Source organism: Helicobacter cinaedi CCUG 18818 = ATCC BAA-847, assembly GCF_000155475.1.
Lineage (GTDB): Bacteria > Campylobacterota > Campylobacteria > Campylobacterales > Helicobacteraceae > Helicobacter_C > Helicobacter_C cinaedi.
On sequence record NZ_DS990394.1, the window covers coordinates 1 to 17,123 of the forward strand.

Annotated in this window: 13 protein-coding genes, 2 pseudogenes and 1 CRISPR repeat array; of the genes and pseudogenes, 10 read left to right on the plus strand and 5 right to left on the minus strand. The window is 35.2% G+C overall.

The genetic code is table 11. The features are described 5' to 3' along the window. Positions 1–85: 85 nt before the first annotated feature. The gene (locus HCCG_RS12250; RefSeq protein ID WP_230197942.1) at positions 86–601 is read left to right on the plus strand and encodes a hypothetical protein; all 516 of its coding nucleotides are present in this window, start codon (positions 86–88) and stop codon (positions 599–601) included. Here the strand turns inward: HCCG_RS12250 and HCCG_RS12640 are convergent. From HCCG_RS12640 to HCCG_RS12645, 3 genes and pseudogenes are all read right to left on the minus strand, one after another. Continuing rightward, a pseudogene (locus HCCG_RS12640) lies at positions 490–715 on the minus strand (DNA methyltransferase); the annotation flags it as partial. The gene HCCG_RS12250 and the pseudogene HCCG_RS12640 overlap by 112 nt on opposite strands. A 56-nt stretch (positions 716–771) precedes the next feature. After that, positions 772–1,164, minus strand: coding sequence for a GIY-YIG nuclease family protein (locus tag HCCG_RS09890; protein ID WP_002957390.1), 393 nt, complete (start codon positions 1,162–1,164; stop codon positions 772–774). A gap of 1 nt (position 1,165) precedes the next feature. Further along, a pseudogene (locus tag HCCG_RS12645) lies at positions 1,166–1,318 on the minus strand (class I SAM-dependent methyltransferase); the annotation flags it as partial. Positions 1,319–1,403: 85 nt separating this feature from the next. Here HCCG_RS12645 and HCCG_RS09895 point away from each other — a divergent pair. From HCCG_RS09895 to HCCG_RS09915, 6 genes are all read left to right on the plus strand, one after another. Further along, on the plus strand, positions 1,404–3,275 hold the full coding sequence (locus tag HCCG_RS09895; RefSeq protein ID WP_002957391.1) for a site-specific DNA-methyltransferase: 1,872 nt from the start codon (positions 1,404–1,406) through the stop codon (positions 3,273–3,275). Continuing rightward, positions 3,275–6,256, plus strand: a complete 2,982-nt coding sequence (locus HCCG_RS09900) for a type III restriction-modification system endonuclease (RefSeq protein ID WP_002957392.1) — start codon at positions 3,275–3,277, stop codon at positions 6,254–6,256. Before HCCG_RS09895 ends, HCCG_RS09900 begins: the two co-directional genes overlap by 1 nt. Before the next feature lie 71 nt (positions 6,257–6,327). Next, entirely contained in the window at positions 6,328–6,465 is a 138-nt protein-coding gene (locus tag HCCG_RS12025) for a hypothetical protein (protein ID WP_154645880.1), read from the plus strand. Between the two features lie 12 nt (positions 6,466–6,477). Next, positions 6,478–7,290, plus strand: coding sequence for a metallophosphoesterase family protein (locus HCCG_RS09905; protein ID WP_002957393.1), 813 nt, complete (start codon positions 6,478–6,480; stop codon positions 7,288–7,290). Positions 7,291–7,294: 4 nt separating this feature from the next. Further along, entirely contained in the window at positions 7,295–7,633 is a 339-nt protein-coding gene (locus HCCG_RS09910) for a hypothetical protein (protein WP_002957394.1), read from the plus strand. Position 7,634: 1 nt separating this feature from the next. Further along, positions 7,635–9,476, plus strand: a complete 1,842-nt coding sequence (locus tag HCCG_RS09915; RefSeq protein WP_002957395.1) for a type IV secretory system conjugative DNA transfer family protein — start codon at positions 7,635–7,637, stop codon at positions 9,474–9,476. 5 nt (positions 9,477–9,481) lie between these two features. On the opposite strand, the gene HCCG_RS11550 is transcribed toward HCCG_RS09915, so the two are convergent. Together HCCG_RS11550 and HCCG_RS09925 are read right to left on the minus strand one after the other, a co-directional pair. Continuing rightward, positions 9,482–9,871, minus strand: coding sequence for a hypothetical protein (locus HCCG_RS11550; protein ID WP_015453613.1), 390 nt, complete (start codon positions 9,869–9,871; stop codon positions 9,482–9,484). Beyond that, a complete protein-coding gene (locus HCCG_RS09925; RefSeq protein ID WP_002957397.1) occupies positions 9,846–10,181 on the minus strand; it encodes a hypothetical protein in 336 nt (111 codons plus the stop codon). Before HCCG_RS09925 ends, HCCG_RS11550 begins: the two co-directional genes overlap by 26 nt. A 221-nt stretch (positions 10,182–10,402) precedes the next feature. Between HCCG_RS09925 and cas9 the strand changes: the two genes are divergently transcribed. The 3 genes from cas9 to cas2 are packed head-to-tail and all read left to right on the plus strand — an operon-like array spanning position 10,403 to position 14,817. Further along, positions 10,403–13,474 (plus strand): type II CRISPR RNA-guided endonuclease Cas9, encoded by a 3,072-nt coding sequence (gene cas9 / locus HCCG_RS09930; RefSeq protein WP_002957398.1) that lies wholly within the window; start codon positions 10,403–10,405, stop codon positions 13,472–13,474. A 1-nt stretch (position 13,475) separates the two neighbouring features. Next, the gene (cas1, locus tag HCCG_RS09935; protein ID WP_002957399.1) at positions 13,476–14,372 is read left to right on the plus strand and encodes a type II CRISPR-associated endonuclease Cas1; all 897 of its coding nucleotides are present in this window, start codon (positions 13,476–13,478) and stop codon (positions 14,370–14,372) included. 10 nt (positions 14,373–14,382) lie between these two features. Continuing rightward, a complete protein-coding gene (gene cas2, locus HCCG_RS09940; RefSeq protein ID WP_002957400.1) occupies positions 14,383–14,817 on the plus strand; it encodes a CRISPR-associated endonuclease Cas2 in 435 nt (144 codons plus the stop codon). A gap of 157 nt (positions 14,818–14,974) precedes the next feature. Beyond that, a CRISPR array of direct repeats spans positions 14,975–17,062; the repeat unit is 36 nt; unit sequence ATTCTAGCATATAGAAGTTTAAGAAGGGACTAAAAC. Positions 17,063–17,123: the final 61 nt, after the last annotated feature.

Sequence of the window (17,123 nt, forward strand, 5' to 3'; positions counted from 1 at the left end):
GAATTTGCACAGAATTTAACTTTTTTTTGTATTGAAATATAAAAATAAACATAATATCAATGATATAAAAACTTTTATAGATTTAATGAGGCAAAATATTGATGATAAAAATAAAGAGCAGTTAAAACGAGCAATCTCAAGTATTTCTCTAGCAGAAGAGTGCATTCAAAATGGCTTTGTAGATTATGAAAAATTTTATCAAAATTTTAAAGAATATAAATTAGAAGATTCTTTTGTTCAAGAAGAGAGTAATTTGCAATCTAACAAAGAGTTTTTAGAAACCAATACAAATAAAGAGGGCATTGTCAGTAAAGAATTATTAACATCTTTACAAGATTTGACACTATTAAGTGAAGATTCTCAAAACAAAAAACAAGAAGTGCAAAGATTGCAAAATTTGAAAGAAGAAGAGGATTTTTATAAGCCTGAAATTGCAGAAAAAAAGCAAACATATCCTCCTAGCATTAATGTAATGTTAGGTTTTATTAAAGATAAGGACCTTTTAAGCATAGGCATTAGCGGGACATTCACACATAGCTTGCCATTTGGCTTTAGGATTCGCGCACATTCTTTCCATACGCCTAAAAGTGCTTTAATGTAGGCATTATAATCATTGATTCCACCCAAAAGCCATTTTTGGCATAGTCTTTGATATTAAAATACGGCGGACTTGTGATAATCAAATCCACGCACTATTATCGCTCACTTCACGCATATCGGTGCTTGAGTGGTGTATATTTGTTTTGGGGGATTGCTTGTGTTGTTTATAAATCAAGCCTGTGTGCATCCGATAGGCTTTTTGCCGTGCTTTTTGATAAAATCTGTGATGATGATATTTTCTACTTTTTTGCTCGGCGGGTAGCTATCCTCAAATACTTGCCCAAAGATTTCATATCGTGGCTTTTGTGGGAAAAAGGCATACACAAACACTTCTAAGTTTAGATTTAATAAACTTTGCAACACAAAATAATTCGTTGTCCCGCAAGTGCCGTTTTTACGATATTGAGCCTTGCCACAATTATAACTTTGTATGCGTTTAATGATATTTGTCGTAGATTGTCCAATTTTAAATATTTTTTCATTTACAACAAACACATACACAAACCCTTCCTCATCACATTTGCTTTTGTCTAAAACCTCTATATCAAGCCTTTCTTTATCCATATTTTGTTAGTTCAAAGCTCCCAAATTTTGGGAAATTTTGCAAGATTCTAATGTTGTTAAAATTCCCATAGCGCGTAATGTTGTTGAGAAATTTATAGATTGGCTTATCTAGCTCAGCTTTTATGCGCTTTGCTTCGGTGAGATTTTTGCACCGCGCTTTGCCCTTGATTCAAAGTTTTATTAGTAACTCTCTACTATAATGCAAGATTTATTTTTGATTTTAGAAGGACAAAATAATTATGTTAGATAGATTCCACGCGCTTAAAGAGTATTTTCCGCAGTGCTTTGACAAAAACGGCGATTTAATGCCACACAAACTTCAAGAGGCGATTTTGGATTTGGCGCAAGAAAATAACGCACAAGCAAACACAGCAACGCAGGATTTAGAAAATGAAGCGGCGTTTTCACTCTCAAAAGAGTCATATAGCCTAAATTGGCTTGGCAAGTCTTATGCTAAACTCTTGCGTCATTTGCCTACACACACGCTGATTGCGCAAGATAGCGCGCACAACGCACAGCCACAAAATGCAAATTCTAAAAATGTCCTTATCAAAGGCGACAATTTAGAAGTGCTAAAACACCTAAAAAACGCTTATTACCGCAAAGTAAAGATGATTTATATCGACCCGCCTTACAACACGGGCAATGGAGACTTTATCTACAATGACGAGCGAAGTTTCACGCCGCAGAGTTTGGCGCAAATGGCAAATATAGAGCTTGAAGAGGCAGGCAGCATACTTAATCTTACGCTGAAAAATTCTAGCACGCATAGTGCGTGGCTTAGCTTTATGTATCCGCGTTTATATATCGCTAGGCAGCTTTTGCGTGATGATGGCGTGATTTTCATTAGCATTGACGATAACGAACAGGCAAATTTAAAACTTTTATGCGATGAAATTTTCGGGGAAGATAATTTTGTAAGTTGTTTTGTGTGGCAGAAAAAATCGGGTGGAGGGCAAGCAAAGTATTTTTACGAAGGACACGAGTATGTTTTGATTTATTGTAAAAATAAAGATTTATTACAAGGTTTATTTAAAATTAAAGAAAAAGGTAAAATTGAAACAGACTTTTTGAGAAAAATACACGGCAAATATACAAATAATTTAAAACTAAAAAATGTTTATGAAAAATATCCAAATCAACTTATAGAGCATAGAAATTTAATGTTTGAAGAAATGGATATATTTTTACAAGAAAAACTAATCACACAAGAAAAATATGATGAAATCAAACAAAATTTGACTAATGGCATTTATTTTTTAAAACCTTACAATGATAAATTTAATTTAGTTTGTCGTAATAACGAAAATAATCAAGCCTTAATGTATTCTATTGTATCTGGTGTCTGGACTTCTGATGGCAATACTGAAAATGAACAATTGTTTGGAAAACTTGTATTTAACGACCCGAAACCTGTAAATTTACTTAAACAACTTATACAAAGTGCTACAATGCAAGGAAACTCAAACGATATTATTTTAGACTTTTTTGCAGGAAGCGGAACGACAGCCCAAGCGGTTATGGAGTTAAACGCACAGGACAATGGCAATAGAGAGTTTATTTTGGTGCAATTAGATGAAGCTATCGACAAAAGCAAATCAAAAACGGCTTATGAGTTTTGTAAAAATGAGCTAGGAAGCGAAAATCCTACGATTTTTGACATTACCAAAGAGCGCATTAAACGCGCAAGCGCAAAAATCGCGCAAAATTCAAATTTGGATTTAGGATTTAAAATCTATGAATTGCGTGAAAATGATTTTGACTCACAAAATGGTGCTTTGTTTAAAGAAGTTGATAAAAACGCATTGTTAGAAAGTTTTAGACTCCAAGACTCCACGCCCTTGAGTGTAGAAAATCAAACAATCGATTTGGGCGGATACAAAGCGATAAGGGCAGGGGAAAAGCTGTATTTACTCAACAGTGGCTTTGAAATGAAACATTTGCAAAAACTAATATCACTAATTGACGCGCAAAAAGACTTTGTGATAAAAGAGATAAGTTATCTTAATGACGCCTTTGAAAGTGCTAGAATCCGCGAAATAGAAGAGGGAATCAAATCTTACAGCAACAAAAAAGGGCTTAAAATCCTTGTGCGAGGGAGATTTATCTAATGGGATTTAGCTATGAGAGAAATTTACCCCACCAAATAAAAGCGATAGAGTGCGTCCTAAACGCACTAGAAAATGCGCGTGTGAATCCAAATCTCAATAACGCTTATAATCCGCTTGTAGAGATTAGCAATATAGATTTAGGCAAAAATCTAAACGCATTGCAACGCTCCCAAAGTATCGAATCTGCCCCGATAAATCCGCAAAATCGCATATTTGATATATCAATGGAAACAGGCACGGGCAAAACTTATACTTACACGAAAATGGCATTAGCATTATCACAGCAATTTAATATGCGTAAATTTATCATAATCGTTCCAAGTCTTGCGATTAAGGCAAATGCGCTAAATTTTTTGTGCGATAGTGCGACAAAGGAGCATTTTAGCGCGGAGTATGGATTTGATATAGTCGCTAGTGCGATAGAATCTAAAAAATCTAATAGCAAGTCAAAGAAAAAGCTAATGCCAAGTGCCTTGCGTGAGTTTGTCGAAAATGATAGCCCAAAAGAAGTGCATTTTTTAATCATAAACGCCCAAATGCTTACGGCGGCTTCGATGAATGAGGATTATGAACAAAACTTGTGTGATGAATTTAGCAATCCTTTTGACGCGCTTAATGCGGTAAATCCTGTGTGTATTATCGATGAGCCACATAGATTTGGCGAGGATAATAAGGCGTGGAAAAAGATTGTAGATAGCACAAAAGATTCTAAAGCGATAAATCCGCAAATGATTTTTCGCTATGGCGCGACTTTTAAGGAAAATAAAAAAGGGCAAAAATATCATAATTTGATTTATAAATTAAGCGCGATTGAAGCATTTAATAATAATCTTGTCAAAGGCGTGGAAGTCAGCGTGTGTGAAGCAAATGGCAGTGAAAATCAAGCATATATAGAATTTATCGGCATAGAAAACAATCAAGCAACATTCGCGCTAAAAGAGCAGGGCAAAAGCAAAGCGATAAAAGAAGTGGCATTAGGCGTAGGCGAATCTTTGGGCGTGATAAATAGCAATTTATCGCATTTGCGCGTAAGTATAAAATATGATAGCAAAACCCCCAAAGCACAGCTAAATAATCAAGATGAAAATGAGTGGCTAAAAAAGGGCGATAGGATTAACTTGAATGCGTATTTGCCACAAATGCAAACACAAATGCTTACCGAAGCACTGCAAGCACATTTCGCGCTAGAAAAGGTGCTAATGCAAAGCGAGACAAAGATAAAGCCGCTCACGCTATTTTTTATCGAGGATATTGCAAGCTATCGTAGCGAAAATAAGCAAAATGAGATTTTACGAATCGAGTTTGAAAAAATCGCGCAAAATTTAATGCAAGAAAATCTAAAAGAAGCACACGGATTTTATAAAGAATATTTGGAAAAATCATTGCATAATTTGCGAGGCATTAGCGGTGGGTATTTTTCCAAAGATAACTCAAATAAAGAAGAGTATGTCGTAAGTGAGATAAATGAAATTTTACACGACAAAGAAAAGCTGTTAAGCTGTGAGAATATAAGGCGTTTTATCTTTTCTAAATGGACTTTGCGTGAGGGCTGGGACAATCCAAATGTCTTTGTGATATGCAAACTGCGGTCTAGCGGAAGCGAGATAAGCAAACTCCAAGAGGTTGGGCGTGGGCTTAGGCTGCCTGTGAATGAATATATGTCGCGCGTGGGGAATGATAGCCATTTGGGGACGCATTATTTGCATTATATAGTCAATGATAGTGAGCGAGACTTTGCACAAAGCCTTATAAGCGATATAAACGCTCAAAGTGGCGTGATATTTAGCGAGAATGCTACAAAGCTAGATGAAAAAATGAGGCAAAAAATATGCGAAGTGTATGAAATAGCCGAGTTTGATTTGCTAAGCGAATTAGTGTCAAGTGGGATTGTCGATAAAAAGTTTGATTTTTTAGAAAATGGTATGTTAAAGCTAAAAGAACTTTATCCAAACGCTTTTGATAAAGAAAACTTGAAAGATGGTAAAGTGCGACAAAGTGGCAAAACACAAACAAAGGCGCATATCCGCCGTGATAATTACAAAATCTTACGAGAACTTTGGGAGACTATCAACCAAAAAGTGATTTTAGAGTATAAAATCAAAAGCGAGGGAGAATTTAGCGCATTGCTTGAAGTATTTTTGCGTGAATTTATGCAAAATCAAGCTGTGCAATCAAATATCACCACGACAACCAAACGACTAGAAATGAGGGACAATAGCGCGAGTTTGCAAGAAATTTTGCGACAAGAAAATGCTCTTGATAGCAAAAGTATGCAATATCAAGCAATGGGTAAGAGCGAGTTTTTACAGCAGAGCGCAAACGCACTTTTAGTAAATGTGGGGACATTACGCGAAGTGCTAGAATCTGTGGGCTTTGAATCGCAATTTTTTAATGCACGAAATATTGCTTTGCTAAAAAGTGAATTTAATAGATTTTTGTTTGAAAATGCGATAAGCGGCTTTGAAGTGGGCTTTGCTAAAATCTCTAGTGCGACACAGCCAAACTTGCACCCTACGGCTTTCACAGATACAAATGGCAAACCCTATGAGGCGATAGAATCAAGCAATTTAGGGATAGAATCTAGCGATGAAATCACGCCAAAAAATTATCTTTTTGATGAGTTGTTTTATGATTCTGCTATTGAGAGAGAAAATATCTTACAAAATGTTGATAGAGTTTTGGTTTTCACCAAGATTCCTAAAAATGCGTTAAAAATCCCTGTGGCAGGTGGGATAAGCTACACACCAGATTTTGCTTATGTTTTGAAGTGCGAAAATGGCGAGCAGATATATTGCATAATTGAGAGCAAGGGCAAAGATTTGCGTGATTTAAGCAAGGTAGAAAATCTAAAAATATCCCGTGCCGAACAGTTTTTGGAAAAAAGTGGGATTTTTGGCGCAAAGATACAATTTAGGGCGCAATTTGAAAGCGAAGCAATCACAAAGATTTTGCAAGAATTTTTAAATAAAAATGATATTTAACAGAATCCTTTTTGCTTACGAATCGCAAAGATATTTAAAGAAAAATTTAGATTTTAGGCAAGGATATTTTTTTGAGAGTTGAGGCGTTTAGTAGATTTGTGCAAATTAGCATTGAGGAATACAATCCCGCACTTACGCAGATTCTTAACTATGCAAAAAAGCATTTTCAGCAGATTTCACACCTGAACTTCAAAAAGATATGTATATAAAAGGATTCAAAAATGAGTAATATTTACTTCTTTGGTGATACACACGGAAGCCTTGATATAGATAAGATTTTTATGCCTAGTTATCAAGCAGATGATTATATTATTGTCTGTGGAGATTTTGGCGTATTATGGAGTGATGAAACGGGTGTGTTTAAGCAAGATGATATGCTAGAAAAAGAAGCCAAGCTAAAAAAACGCATTCAAACCTTGCCTTGCACTCTTTTGTTTATAGATGGTAACCACGAGAATTTTAATCGCCTAAACACTCTTAAGCAAGTTGAGAGATTTGAATCTATTGTGGGTGAATATATAAAAGATAAATGCTATCATCTCAAAAGAGGGAATATTTATAATATAACAGGACATACTATTTTCACTATGGGTGGAGCTTTAAGCATAGATAAGGCGTGGAGGGCTGAAAGGCTAAGCTGGTGGAGGCAAGAAGCCATTACTCAAATGGAACTTGAGAATGCTTTACACAATATACAAAACTATAAGGGAAAAATAGAGCTTGTAGTAACCCACACTTGCCCCCAAAGCTTTTTAAGCCCTTTAAGCGAACTTATCAATATAGACCATAAGATTCACGATGAGAATCCATACAAGCTAGAAAAGATTAAAAACGCTTTGATTGATAATCATCAAAAACCACAATTTTGGATATTTGGTCATTGGCATAGAGATGTGAATTTTACAAGCGATGAGATAGAGGCAAATACCTTGTATTTGCATTGCTTGAAGTTAGATAAGCATAAAAACTTTGAGCGATTTGATTTTAGAAAAGAGATTTTTTATGCCAAAACGAGAAATAGACATAAGGAGTGATTAAATGATAAAAATAAAACTTTCTACTATATTATTTATTATTGCAATAATTGTAAGTAATGCTAATGCGGTTTTCTGTGTTGATTTTGCAACACTTAATGTATATGAACAAATGACAAATAGTAAATATACTCAAGGAGATAATGAAATTGGAAATGAAATAAGAAATATTACAAATACGATAAAAAGTGAAATTAAGCAAATAGAAAACAATAACAAAACACTATTAAAAAACTTAAAGAGAGCAAAAGAGGCCGAATCAATTTTGGCTTTGAAAAAAAGCTTTTTGCTTAAACAAAACAACGAGTTACAAAGCATAAATAACAATATAAAGGCAAACTAGAATGAAAATTGAATCTGCAAAAGTTAATTTATACAAACCATACCAAAATAATCTTTGTATTTTTTTACAAGAAGAAGAGGTTTTGCAAAAATTAATTTTATTTGGTGGAATTTTAGGCTGTATTCTTGCTTTCTTAACTTCTTTTTTTACTATTGGAGAAAATATTGCCATAGGACTCTATATGCTAGGAGTCATATATGCAGGAATAATGATAGGACTTTATTTTGTAAGCGAAACAAAAGATACAAAAGAAGCTGTTATTCCAAATGAAGCAGATAAAGAGTATTTACTTTCACTTGGATATGAAGTGAAAAAGTTTTATGGAGACGCTGTTAAAAGTGGTAGAGTAAAAAACAATAAAACTCGTCCTTTGCTTATAAATGCAGAAACAATGAAACGGCACTTTCTTGTAATGGCAACCATTGGAGCAGGAAAATCAGTTCTAATGAAAGGATTGATAGAACAATATGCCGTATTGGGCGGAGGTTGTTTTATTATTGATGGTAAGGGGACAGATGAGTTTGCAAAGGAAATATATGGAGTAGTTGCAAGTGTGGGGAGAGAAGATGATTTTGTATATCTTAATTTTTTAGATATGGATAATACTCACACAATCAATCCATTATTGAGCGGAGGGGCGTTAAGTATATATGAAATTCTTATTGCTTTATTGATAGGAGAAGAAAACGAATGGAAAGAAAAACAAAAAGAATTTATGAAATGTATCCTCAAACTTATGGTGTATAAAAGAGATAATGAAAAAGACTTTGTTTTTGACTTTTCATCACTTACAAATATGATGAGTCTTGTAACGCTAGTAAAAACTGCAATAGAATATAAACATTTGGCAAGATATAATGTTGGAATAATGGATTTTGTTAAATATGTAAGTTCTACCATTGAAGTGGATATAAATGATTTTTTACAAGGAGATAAAGAAAATAAAAAATGGGTAGATGAAATGATTAAAAAAACAAGTGGAGAGGGGCAAGGCATTTATGATGTTTCTGTATGCGTTGGAGCTTGGAGAAATGTTTTGACAAATTTAAGCTCAGACTATGGTAGGATTTTTAACGCTCCAAACCCTGATATTTCTTTATGGGAAGCTACACAAAGAAATAAAATTATATTTGTAACATTGCCTACAATGGATTCTGATACTACTCCAAAAGAGCTTGGAAGATTGTTGCTAGGACTTATTAAAGGAGTCGCCGCCCAAAAAGCAAAATTTGCAAAAGAATCTAAAATTCCTTTTGCTTGTTTTTGTGATGAGTTGGGAAGCTATGTTATTGAGGGATTTGGAAGATTAGAATCTAAAAGTAGAAGTTTGGGTATTAGCGTTGTTCCATTTTTTCAAAGTCCCGCACAAATTGATGTTGTTGCAAAAAATGATTATGAAAGAAAAGAAATCATTGATGTTACAGGCGTTCATATATTAATGAAAAATATGCACCCTGAAACAACAGAATTTTATGCAAAAATGGTTGAAAAAATTAAAACAATGAGCAGAGACTATCTTAAAAGGCGTGATGGAGCTAAAGGTTCTGGAGCGACAGAAGATACTTTTAGAATAGAAGAGAAAGAAGCCATAGAACATAATGAAGTAGTAAATATGAATAATGGCGAGATGATGATATTTGCTAATGGCAAACTACATAGAGCCATAGCACAAACGGAAACTTCTTTAATGGCACTTGGTAAAAAAACGACTTATCAAGGAATGAGTAGCGAGAAAATTCCATTAGTTCAATATGTTAGCAAAAGAATATTTTTTAAAAAGACTAATGAAATTGTTAGAAAACTAGGACTAAGTTATACAAATGCAGAAGCAATGAGTAATTGAATTTATCATCTTTTGCGTATTTTTATAGAATCTGTATTCTTGCTTTTGTTATTTGTTAAAGTTAAATCCTGTGTAATGCTATCTTTGAGCTGTAAAGTATAATCAATCATTACAGGCTGGTCATAGCCTCGTATGCTTTTAACACAATGAGGTAGCCAAGTGAGTTGTCTGCCCATTTTTTCAATCAAGTCCCCTAATTCATCATCGCTAAATTTCGTAGTAGAATCATAGACTGAACCCTGCATACGCATAAAATCATACTTTGCAAGAAAACTTCCTATATCATTATAAGCATTATGCCAATCACTTTCAGTGTAATACTCTTGCAGAGCTTTAGTATCTAAATCAAAGGCTATGGTTTTAAGTTTTTTATTGTCTATTTTGCCAAATTTCATTGTCTTTATCTTTTTGAAAGAGTGCAATCAAATCGCCCACATAGTTTGGATTATTGCTATCGCCTAGCCAATCCCAACTTTTAACATTCTTAGCAAACCAATCGCAATGTTTTAGACAATTAAATACTAAAATCCCTAAATGTGCTTGTGCGTTTTTCTCGCCTCTAAACTCATAATGATTTTTAGATACTTTTGTAAGCCCTGCTCTTTTAGTAGCCAACTCTTCTATCTTTGCATACATTTCATCTAAGTCGTAGATGTCCTCTCTTAGAATCTTTTCTTCATCTAATTCAAATCGTGTGCCAAACATAGTTAATCCTTTGTGAAATTTACAAAAGAAACAAAGGGGAGGGCGACAACTGCCACCTTCCCCCTTTGCGAGTGTGATTATAACATTGTATTCTATTAGGAATCTTAAAGAAAAAATGAAGTGTAGAAGTGCATATGAATACAACGAAAATTAGCACCTATTTAATAAAATTTTCAATAAAAGTTGTTATCATATACGACAAGTAATAAAGAGGTGTGTGTATGAAAATATATAGCTTTGACATCGGTGTAGCGAGCATTGGCTGGGCGTTTATAGAAAATGAAGTGCTACAAGATTGTGGTATTAGAATCTTTACCAAAGCAGAAAATCCAAAAAATGGAGCCTCCCTAGCTTTGCCTAGGCGAGAGGCACGAGGAGTGCGAAAAAGATTAGCTAGGAGGAGAGGGAGATTAAACACCATAAAACAATTACTTTGTAAAGAATTTGGATTGCAATTAGAAGATTATTTGAGTAATGATGGTGAATTGCCAAAAGCCTACACTGCTTCTAAAGCTAACCCTTTGAAATCCCCTTATGAGCTACGCACACTTGCCCTAAGTCAAAAGCTAGATTCTAAAGATTTGGTGCGTGTGATTTTACACATTGCAAAGCACCGTGGCTATGGTAATAAACACGCCAAAGACAGCAAAGACACAGAATCTGGCAAGGTTAAAAAGGCAATAGAATTTAATCGCAAGACTCTAGCAGAAAAGGGTTATAGGAGTGTTGGAGAATATCTATATAGAGAATTTTTCCAACAAAGCAGAATCTCACAAAATAACGGTGCAACAGAATTTATCAATGTGCGAAACAAGGCTGGAAATTACGAGCATTGCGTAGCACAAGATATGCTAAAAGAGGAACTTGAGAGCATATTGAATGCACAAAGGCAGTTTGGATTCAGTTTAAAACAAGATTTTGAAAATAAATTGCTAACAAAGATTTTTGAACAACGCCCATTAAAAAGCTTTGCTGATAAAGTTGGAAATTGCTGTTTCATCGCTGGGGAAAAACGCGCACCAAAAGACTCGCCTAGTGCAATAGAGTTTATCGCTCTATCTCGCACTATCAATACTCTTATAAATCTCTCAAAAGAAAGTGGTGAAATATACAATAGAGCGATAATTTTACAAATCGTAGAATCCACACTCAAAAAGGGCGAAATAAGCTACAAAGAGCTACGAGAAATAATAAGACTAGATGAGCGTTTAAGATTTAAAGATCCTAGACTAGATTATAGTAGAGAGATAAAAGAAGCAGAAAAGGTAAAATTCTTAGAATTTAAACAATTGAAAGGATTCAAAAAAGCCCTAGGAGAGAGTTTTACCACACTTGCAATATCACAGCTAGATGAGATAGCAGAGCATATTGCATTGATTAAAGATCGTGTGAAATTAAACGAGAAGCTAGAATCTTATGCGCTCACAAAAGAGCAAAGAGAAGCCTTAAGTAATCTTAGCTTTTCTGCACATATCAATCTAAGCCTTCAAGCCTTGAAACAGATTCTACCCTTTATGCGTGGAGATAATGGAGAGCAGTGCTTGGACTATGATGAGTCTGTAGAAAAAGCAGGGTTAAAAGCTCTAAGCAAAGATACTTTAAAAGGGCAGATGCTCCCACCGCTTAATGAGTTTGAACCATATCTCTCAAACCCCGTTGTAGCAAGGGCATTAGCCGAGTATAGAAAGGTGTTAAACGTGCTGCTTAAGCAATATGGTAGCCCCCATAAAATCCACATAGAATACGCCAGAGAAGCCAAGCTAAGTAGCACAGAGCGACAAAAGTATGAAAAAGAGCAGAAAGATAATTACGCCGCTAATCAAGCTGCCCACAAGAAATGCCAAGAGTTAGGGCTTGAGCCAAGTAGCACCAATCTCTTAAAGCTAAAGCTTTGGCAAGAGCAAGGAGGGTTGTGTCTATATAGTGGGGCAAAAATCACAATCTCCTACTTGCAAGATCCCACCGCATTGCAAGTGGATCATATCTATCCCTACTCGCGTAGCTTTGATGATAGCTATATGAATAAGTGTCTAGTCCTTACAAAAGCAAACCAAGAAAAGGGCAACCGCACGCCTTTTGAAGCCTTTGGAACAGACTCTGCCAAGTGGGGAGTTATCACAACCCTAGCCCAAAAGCTCCCACACAAAAAACGCCGTAGAATCCTAAACACAGCCTTTAACGATAAGGAAGCAGGATTTAAGCTCCGTAACCTTAATGACACAAGCTATATCGCACGCCTTGTAGCAGATTATACTGAAACATATTTGGAGTTTTTGCCCCTAGTTGAGAGTGAGAACACCACGCTTAGCAAAGGGCAAAAGGGGAGCAAAAAGCACATTGCCATTGTCAATGGTGTGCTTACTAGCACGATGAGATATTATCTAGGCTTTGCTAGCAAAGATAGGGATAATCACTTACACCACGCTCTTGATGCGGTGATTATTGGCTTTATGAATGATAGTGTGATAAAGGCTTTTAGCGATTTCAAAAAGACGCAAGAGACAAGCAAAGCCGCCTACTATGCCCACACTCTAAGTAAGCAGGAGTATAAAAAACAACGAGCTTTTATCCAACTCCCAAGCGGCGAAAATTTCCGCGTAAGCGTGCTAGAAAAAGTAGAATCTGTCTTTGTTTCCAAACCACCAAGAAAAAGAGTGAGAGGGGCATTGCACGAGGCTACCTTCTACTCGCCAAATGACCCCAAACTGCTTAAAAACTATGGTGGGACAAAGGGCGTGGAAAGGGCATTAGCCCTAGGTAAGATGAGAAAAGTTGGCGCAAAGATTGTAAGCAATGGCGCGATGGTGCGGGTGGATATTTTTAGACATAAAAGTAGCGGGAAATTCTACGGCGTGCCTGTTTATACAATGGACTTCGCGCTAGGGATTTTGCCAAATAAGGCAGTAGTTGTTGGCAAGGATCAAAATGGTGTGATTAAAGATTGGCTAGAGATGGATTCTAGCTATGAATTTATATTTTCACTCTATAAAGATGATGTGATCTTAGTGCAGAAAAAGGAGATGCAAAGACCAGAGCTATGCTACTTTGTGAGTTTTGATACTAGTGGTGCGAGCATCAAAGTAGCAAAACACGATAATAACTTCTCCACACTCACAGAGAATCAAAAACTCCTTTTCAGCAATGCTACAAAAGAGGAAGTGGTGGGTAAAAGCATTGGAATCCAAAATCTCAAAGTTTTTGAAAAATGGCAAGTCTCAGTTTTAGGTGAAGTAAAACGCACACAATCATACCCACGCGAAAACATATCTCTTGCCTCTAAAGCAAAGAAATAAAATGAGTTTTGATGAAGCCTTTAGAAGTGTCTTGGTTAGCTCTGAAGCAAAGCTTAGTTTGCAGGCAAATCACTTGGTGCTAAAGCAAACAAATAAAGAGGCAAAACTTTTTCTCAAAGATATTCATTTTGTGATTTTAGAATCTCCACAAATTCTTATTACTTCCGCCTTATTAAGTGCCTTTGCAAAACACAATATCGTTCTTTTGACTTGTGATGAAAGTCATCATATCAATGGCATTATGCACTCATATTTGGGGCATTTTCAGCACGCTAAAATTGCCAAGGAACAAATGATGGTCAGCACTCATAAAAAAGCGATTGTATGGCAAAAAATCGTTAAAAATAAAATTACAAATCAAGCCCATATCTTAAAATTACACCACAAATCTAAAGAAAGTGATGAACTCTTAAGTTTTGCTAAAAATGTTTCACTGGGGGATTCTAGAAATTTAGAGGCAGTTGCAGCAGCAATATATTTTAAGGCCTTATTTGGCAAAGAATTTCACAGAGATGAAATAAACTTTATCAATTCTGCACTTAACTATGGCTATGCGATTCTTAGGGCTTGTATCGTGCGAAATGTCTGTATCAGTGGGCTTATTACTTGGCTAGGAATTAAACACGACAATATGTATAATAGTTTTAATCTTTGTGATGATTTAATAGAAGTATTTCGCCCGTGGGTAGATCTATGTGTGCTTAAACTGAATACGCTAGATAAAGAAGCAACCTTACGGCCAAACGACAAACGAGAGCTTATTAATATTTTACAACAAGCAGCCTTAATAGATGGCCAAAAACATCCTTTGAGCCGAGCCATTGGACGCTATATTCAAAGTTTTAGATCGGCGTTATTGGGAGATCAAACATTAATGGTTGTAAGTTTTGAAAGTTGAAGATAAATTTATGCGCATACTCTTAATGTTTGATGTGCCAACAAAAACAAAAAAAGAACAAAAACAAGCTACAAGATTTCGAAATGAACTCATCAAGCTTGGCTTTTTTATGATGCAATTTAGCGTGTATATGAAAATATGCAAAGGGTTAAGCTCGGCAAAAAGCTCTCTAAATGTTGTAAAAAAGGTGCTTCCACCTTATGGTAATGTCCGCGCACTTATCATCACAGAAAGACAATTCGACAATATAGAAATATTATTAGGAAACCCATCATTTAATGAGAATGTTAATGAAGATAAAAATCTTGTGCTATTTGACTTTGACGAAAATGCGGGTGATTACCGCTATGGTATGGAGTATCAAAAACAAGAAGAATTGAATACAACTACTACACAACCAAAACAAAAAATCAAAAATAGGCAACCAAGCCTATTTGAATTCTAGGGTTTTGATAGGGATATGATTTACCCTGCGGAAGACCCCTTACTCCCTTATTTTAGTCCCTTCTTAAACTTCTATGTCGCGAATTATAAAGGATTTCAGGTAATTTCCAGCTTAAAATCCTTTGAAATCCCTATCTATAGGCACCAACAGAGAGCCTATTCTAGCATATAGAAGTTTAAGAAGGGACTAAAACTTAAAACTTTATTTGAAATATAGAATTACTATTCTAGCATATAGAAGTTTAAGAAGGGACTAAAACATTAGAAAAAGAAAACTACGAACGACTTTTATTCTAGCATATAGAAGTTTAAGAAGGGACTAAAACGCTTAGCATACTTGCTCCAATCACCGCTCCATTCTAGCATATAGAAGTTTAAGAAGGGACTAAAACATAAGAAACAGCATTCCATTACACTTTAGAATTCTAGCATATAGAAGTTTAAGAAGGGACTAAAACTAAAAATTTCAAAAAGGAGAATCTAAATTATATTCTAGCATATAGAAGTTTAAGAAGGGACTAAAACTAAAAATTTCAAAAAGGAGAATCTAAATTATATTCTAGCATATAGAAGTTTAAGAAGGGACTAAAACGATGAAGTTATCGACAAAAGCAAATCAAAAATTCTAGCATATAGAAGTTTAAGAAGGGACTAAAACAGGAAGCGGTATATATCCCCACGAAATGTAATTCTAGCATATAGAAGTTTAAGAAGGGACTAAAACGATACACTCACACATTCCACACCTAGAATCATTCTAGCATATAGAAGTTTAAGAAGGGACTAAAACCTTCCAAGAAAATGAAAAGATTCTCCAATTATTCTAGCATATAGAAGTTTAAGAAGGGACTAAAACAGCGACATCGGGGATTGCACCGAGTCCAAGATTCTAGCATATAGAAGTTTAAGAAGGGACTAAAACTTTAGACATCCGCGACCTCCGCCTTGCTTCTATTCTAGCATATAGAAGTTTAAGAAGGGACTAAAACATGCAAAACAACATTAACTCTTTGATCAGAATTCTAGCATATAGAAGTTTAAGAAGGGACTAAAACGAGGTTCTTTTTGCAAAAAAACAAATCGGCATTCTAGCATATAGAAGTTTAAGAAGGGACTAAAACAAGCGCAGGCATTGTATCTGCCCTTAATTTATTCTAGCATATAGAAGTTTAAGAAGGGACTAAAACGCTAGTGATTGTTTGACTCGCAGGACTCCCATTCTAGCATATAGAAGTTTAAGAAGGGACTAAAACACGTACGACTACGACTTGGACATTGACAATATTCTAGCATATAGAAGTTTAAGAAGGGACTAAAACGTCCCACCTGTATTTTTTAGTAGTAACATAGATTCTAGCATATAGAAGTTTAAGAAGGGACTAAAACACAAAGTTACTATAATGCTTATCAAAAGGAATTCTAGCATATAGAAGTTTAAGAAGGGACTAAAACAAATCATTCTGATGGCACATTAAAGCTTAGATTCTAGCATATAGAAGTTTAAGAAGGGACTAAAACCAAAATCCCCGCTGATGTCCTCCCATATCTCATTCTAGCATATAGAAGTTTAAGAAGGGACTAAAACATAGGAGCAAGAGACTCAAATAAATCCTCTATTCTAGCATATAGAAGTTTAAGAAGGGACTAAAACCTATTTGAGAATTCTACTCGTAATGATTTTATTCTAGCATATAGAAGTTTAAGAAGGGACTAAAACATATGTCTCATCATTTATAAATGTGCGTATATTCTAGCATATAGAAGTTTAAGAAGGGACTAAAACATGACACAAATAATTATAATAGCGGGATTAATTCTAGCATATAGAAGTTTAAGAAGGGACTAAAACCACAACATCGGGGATAGCACCAAGTCCAAAAATTCTAGCATATAGAAGTTTAAGAAGGGACTAAAACGCCGAAATCGCTCATCTTATTGGAATTTGTATTCTAGCATATAGAAGTTTAAGAAGGGACTAAAACCAAGAGCTTTATGCTACAAAAGACAACAAAATTCTAGCATATAGAAGTTTAAGAAGGGACTAAAACTATCGCCGCCGAAGGCGTCGTTTTTCTTTTATTCTAGCATATAGAAGTTTAAGAAGGGACTAAAACCATCATTGGTTCGTCCCTTATCGTCTTTTAATTCTAGCATATAGAAGTTTAAGAAGGGACTAAAACCCACCGACACTTCCATTACCGGCTTTTCTAATTCTAGCATATAGAAGTTTAAGAAGGGACTAAAATTAGTGAGATTGAAGCCAATTGGATACGAATAATGGCAGAGCTAGAGACACAAGATGGCGAT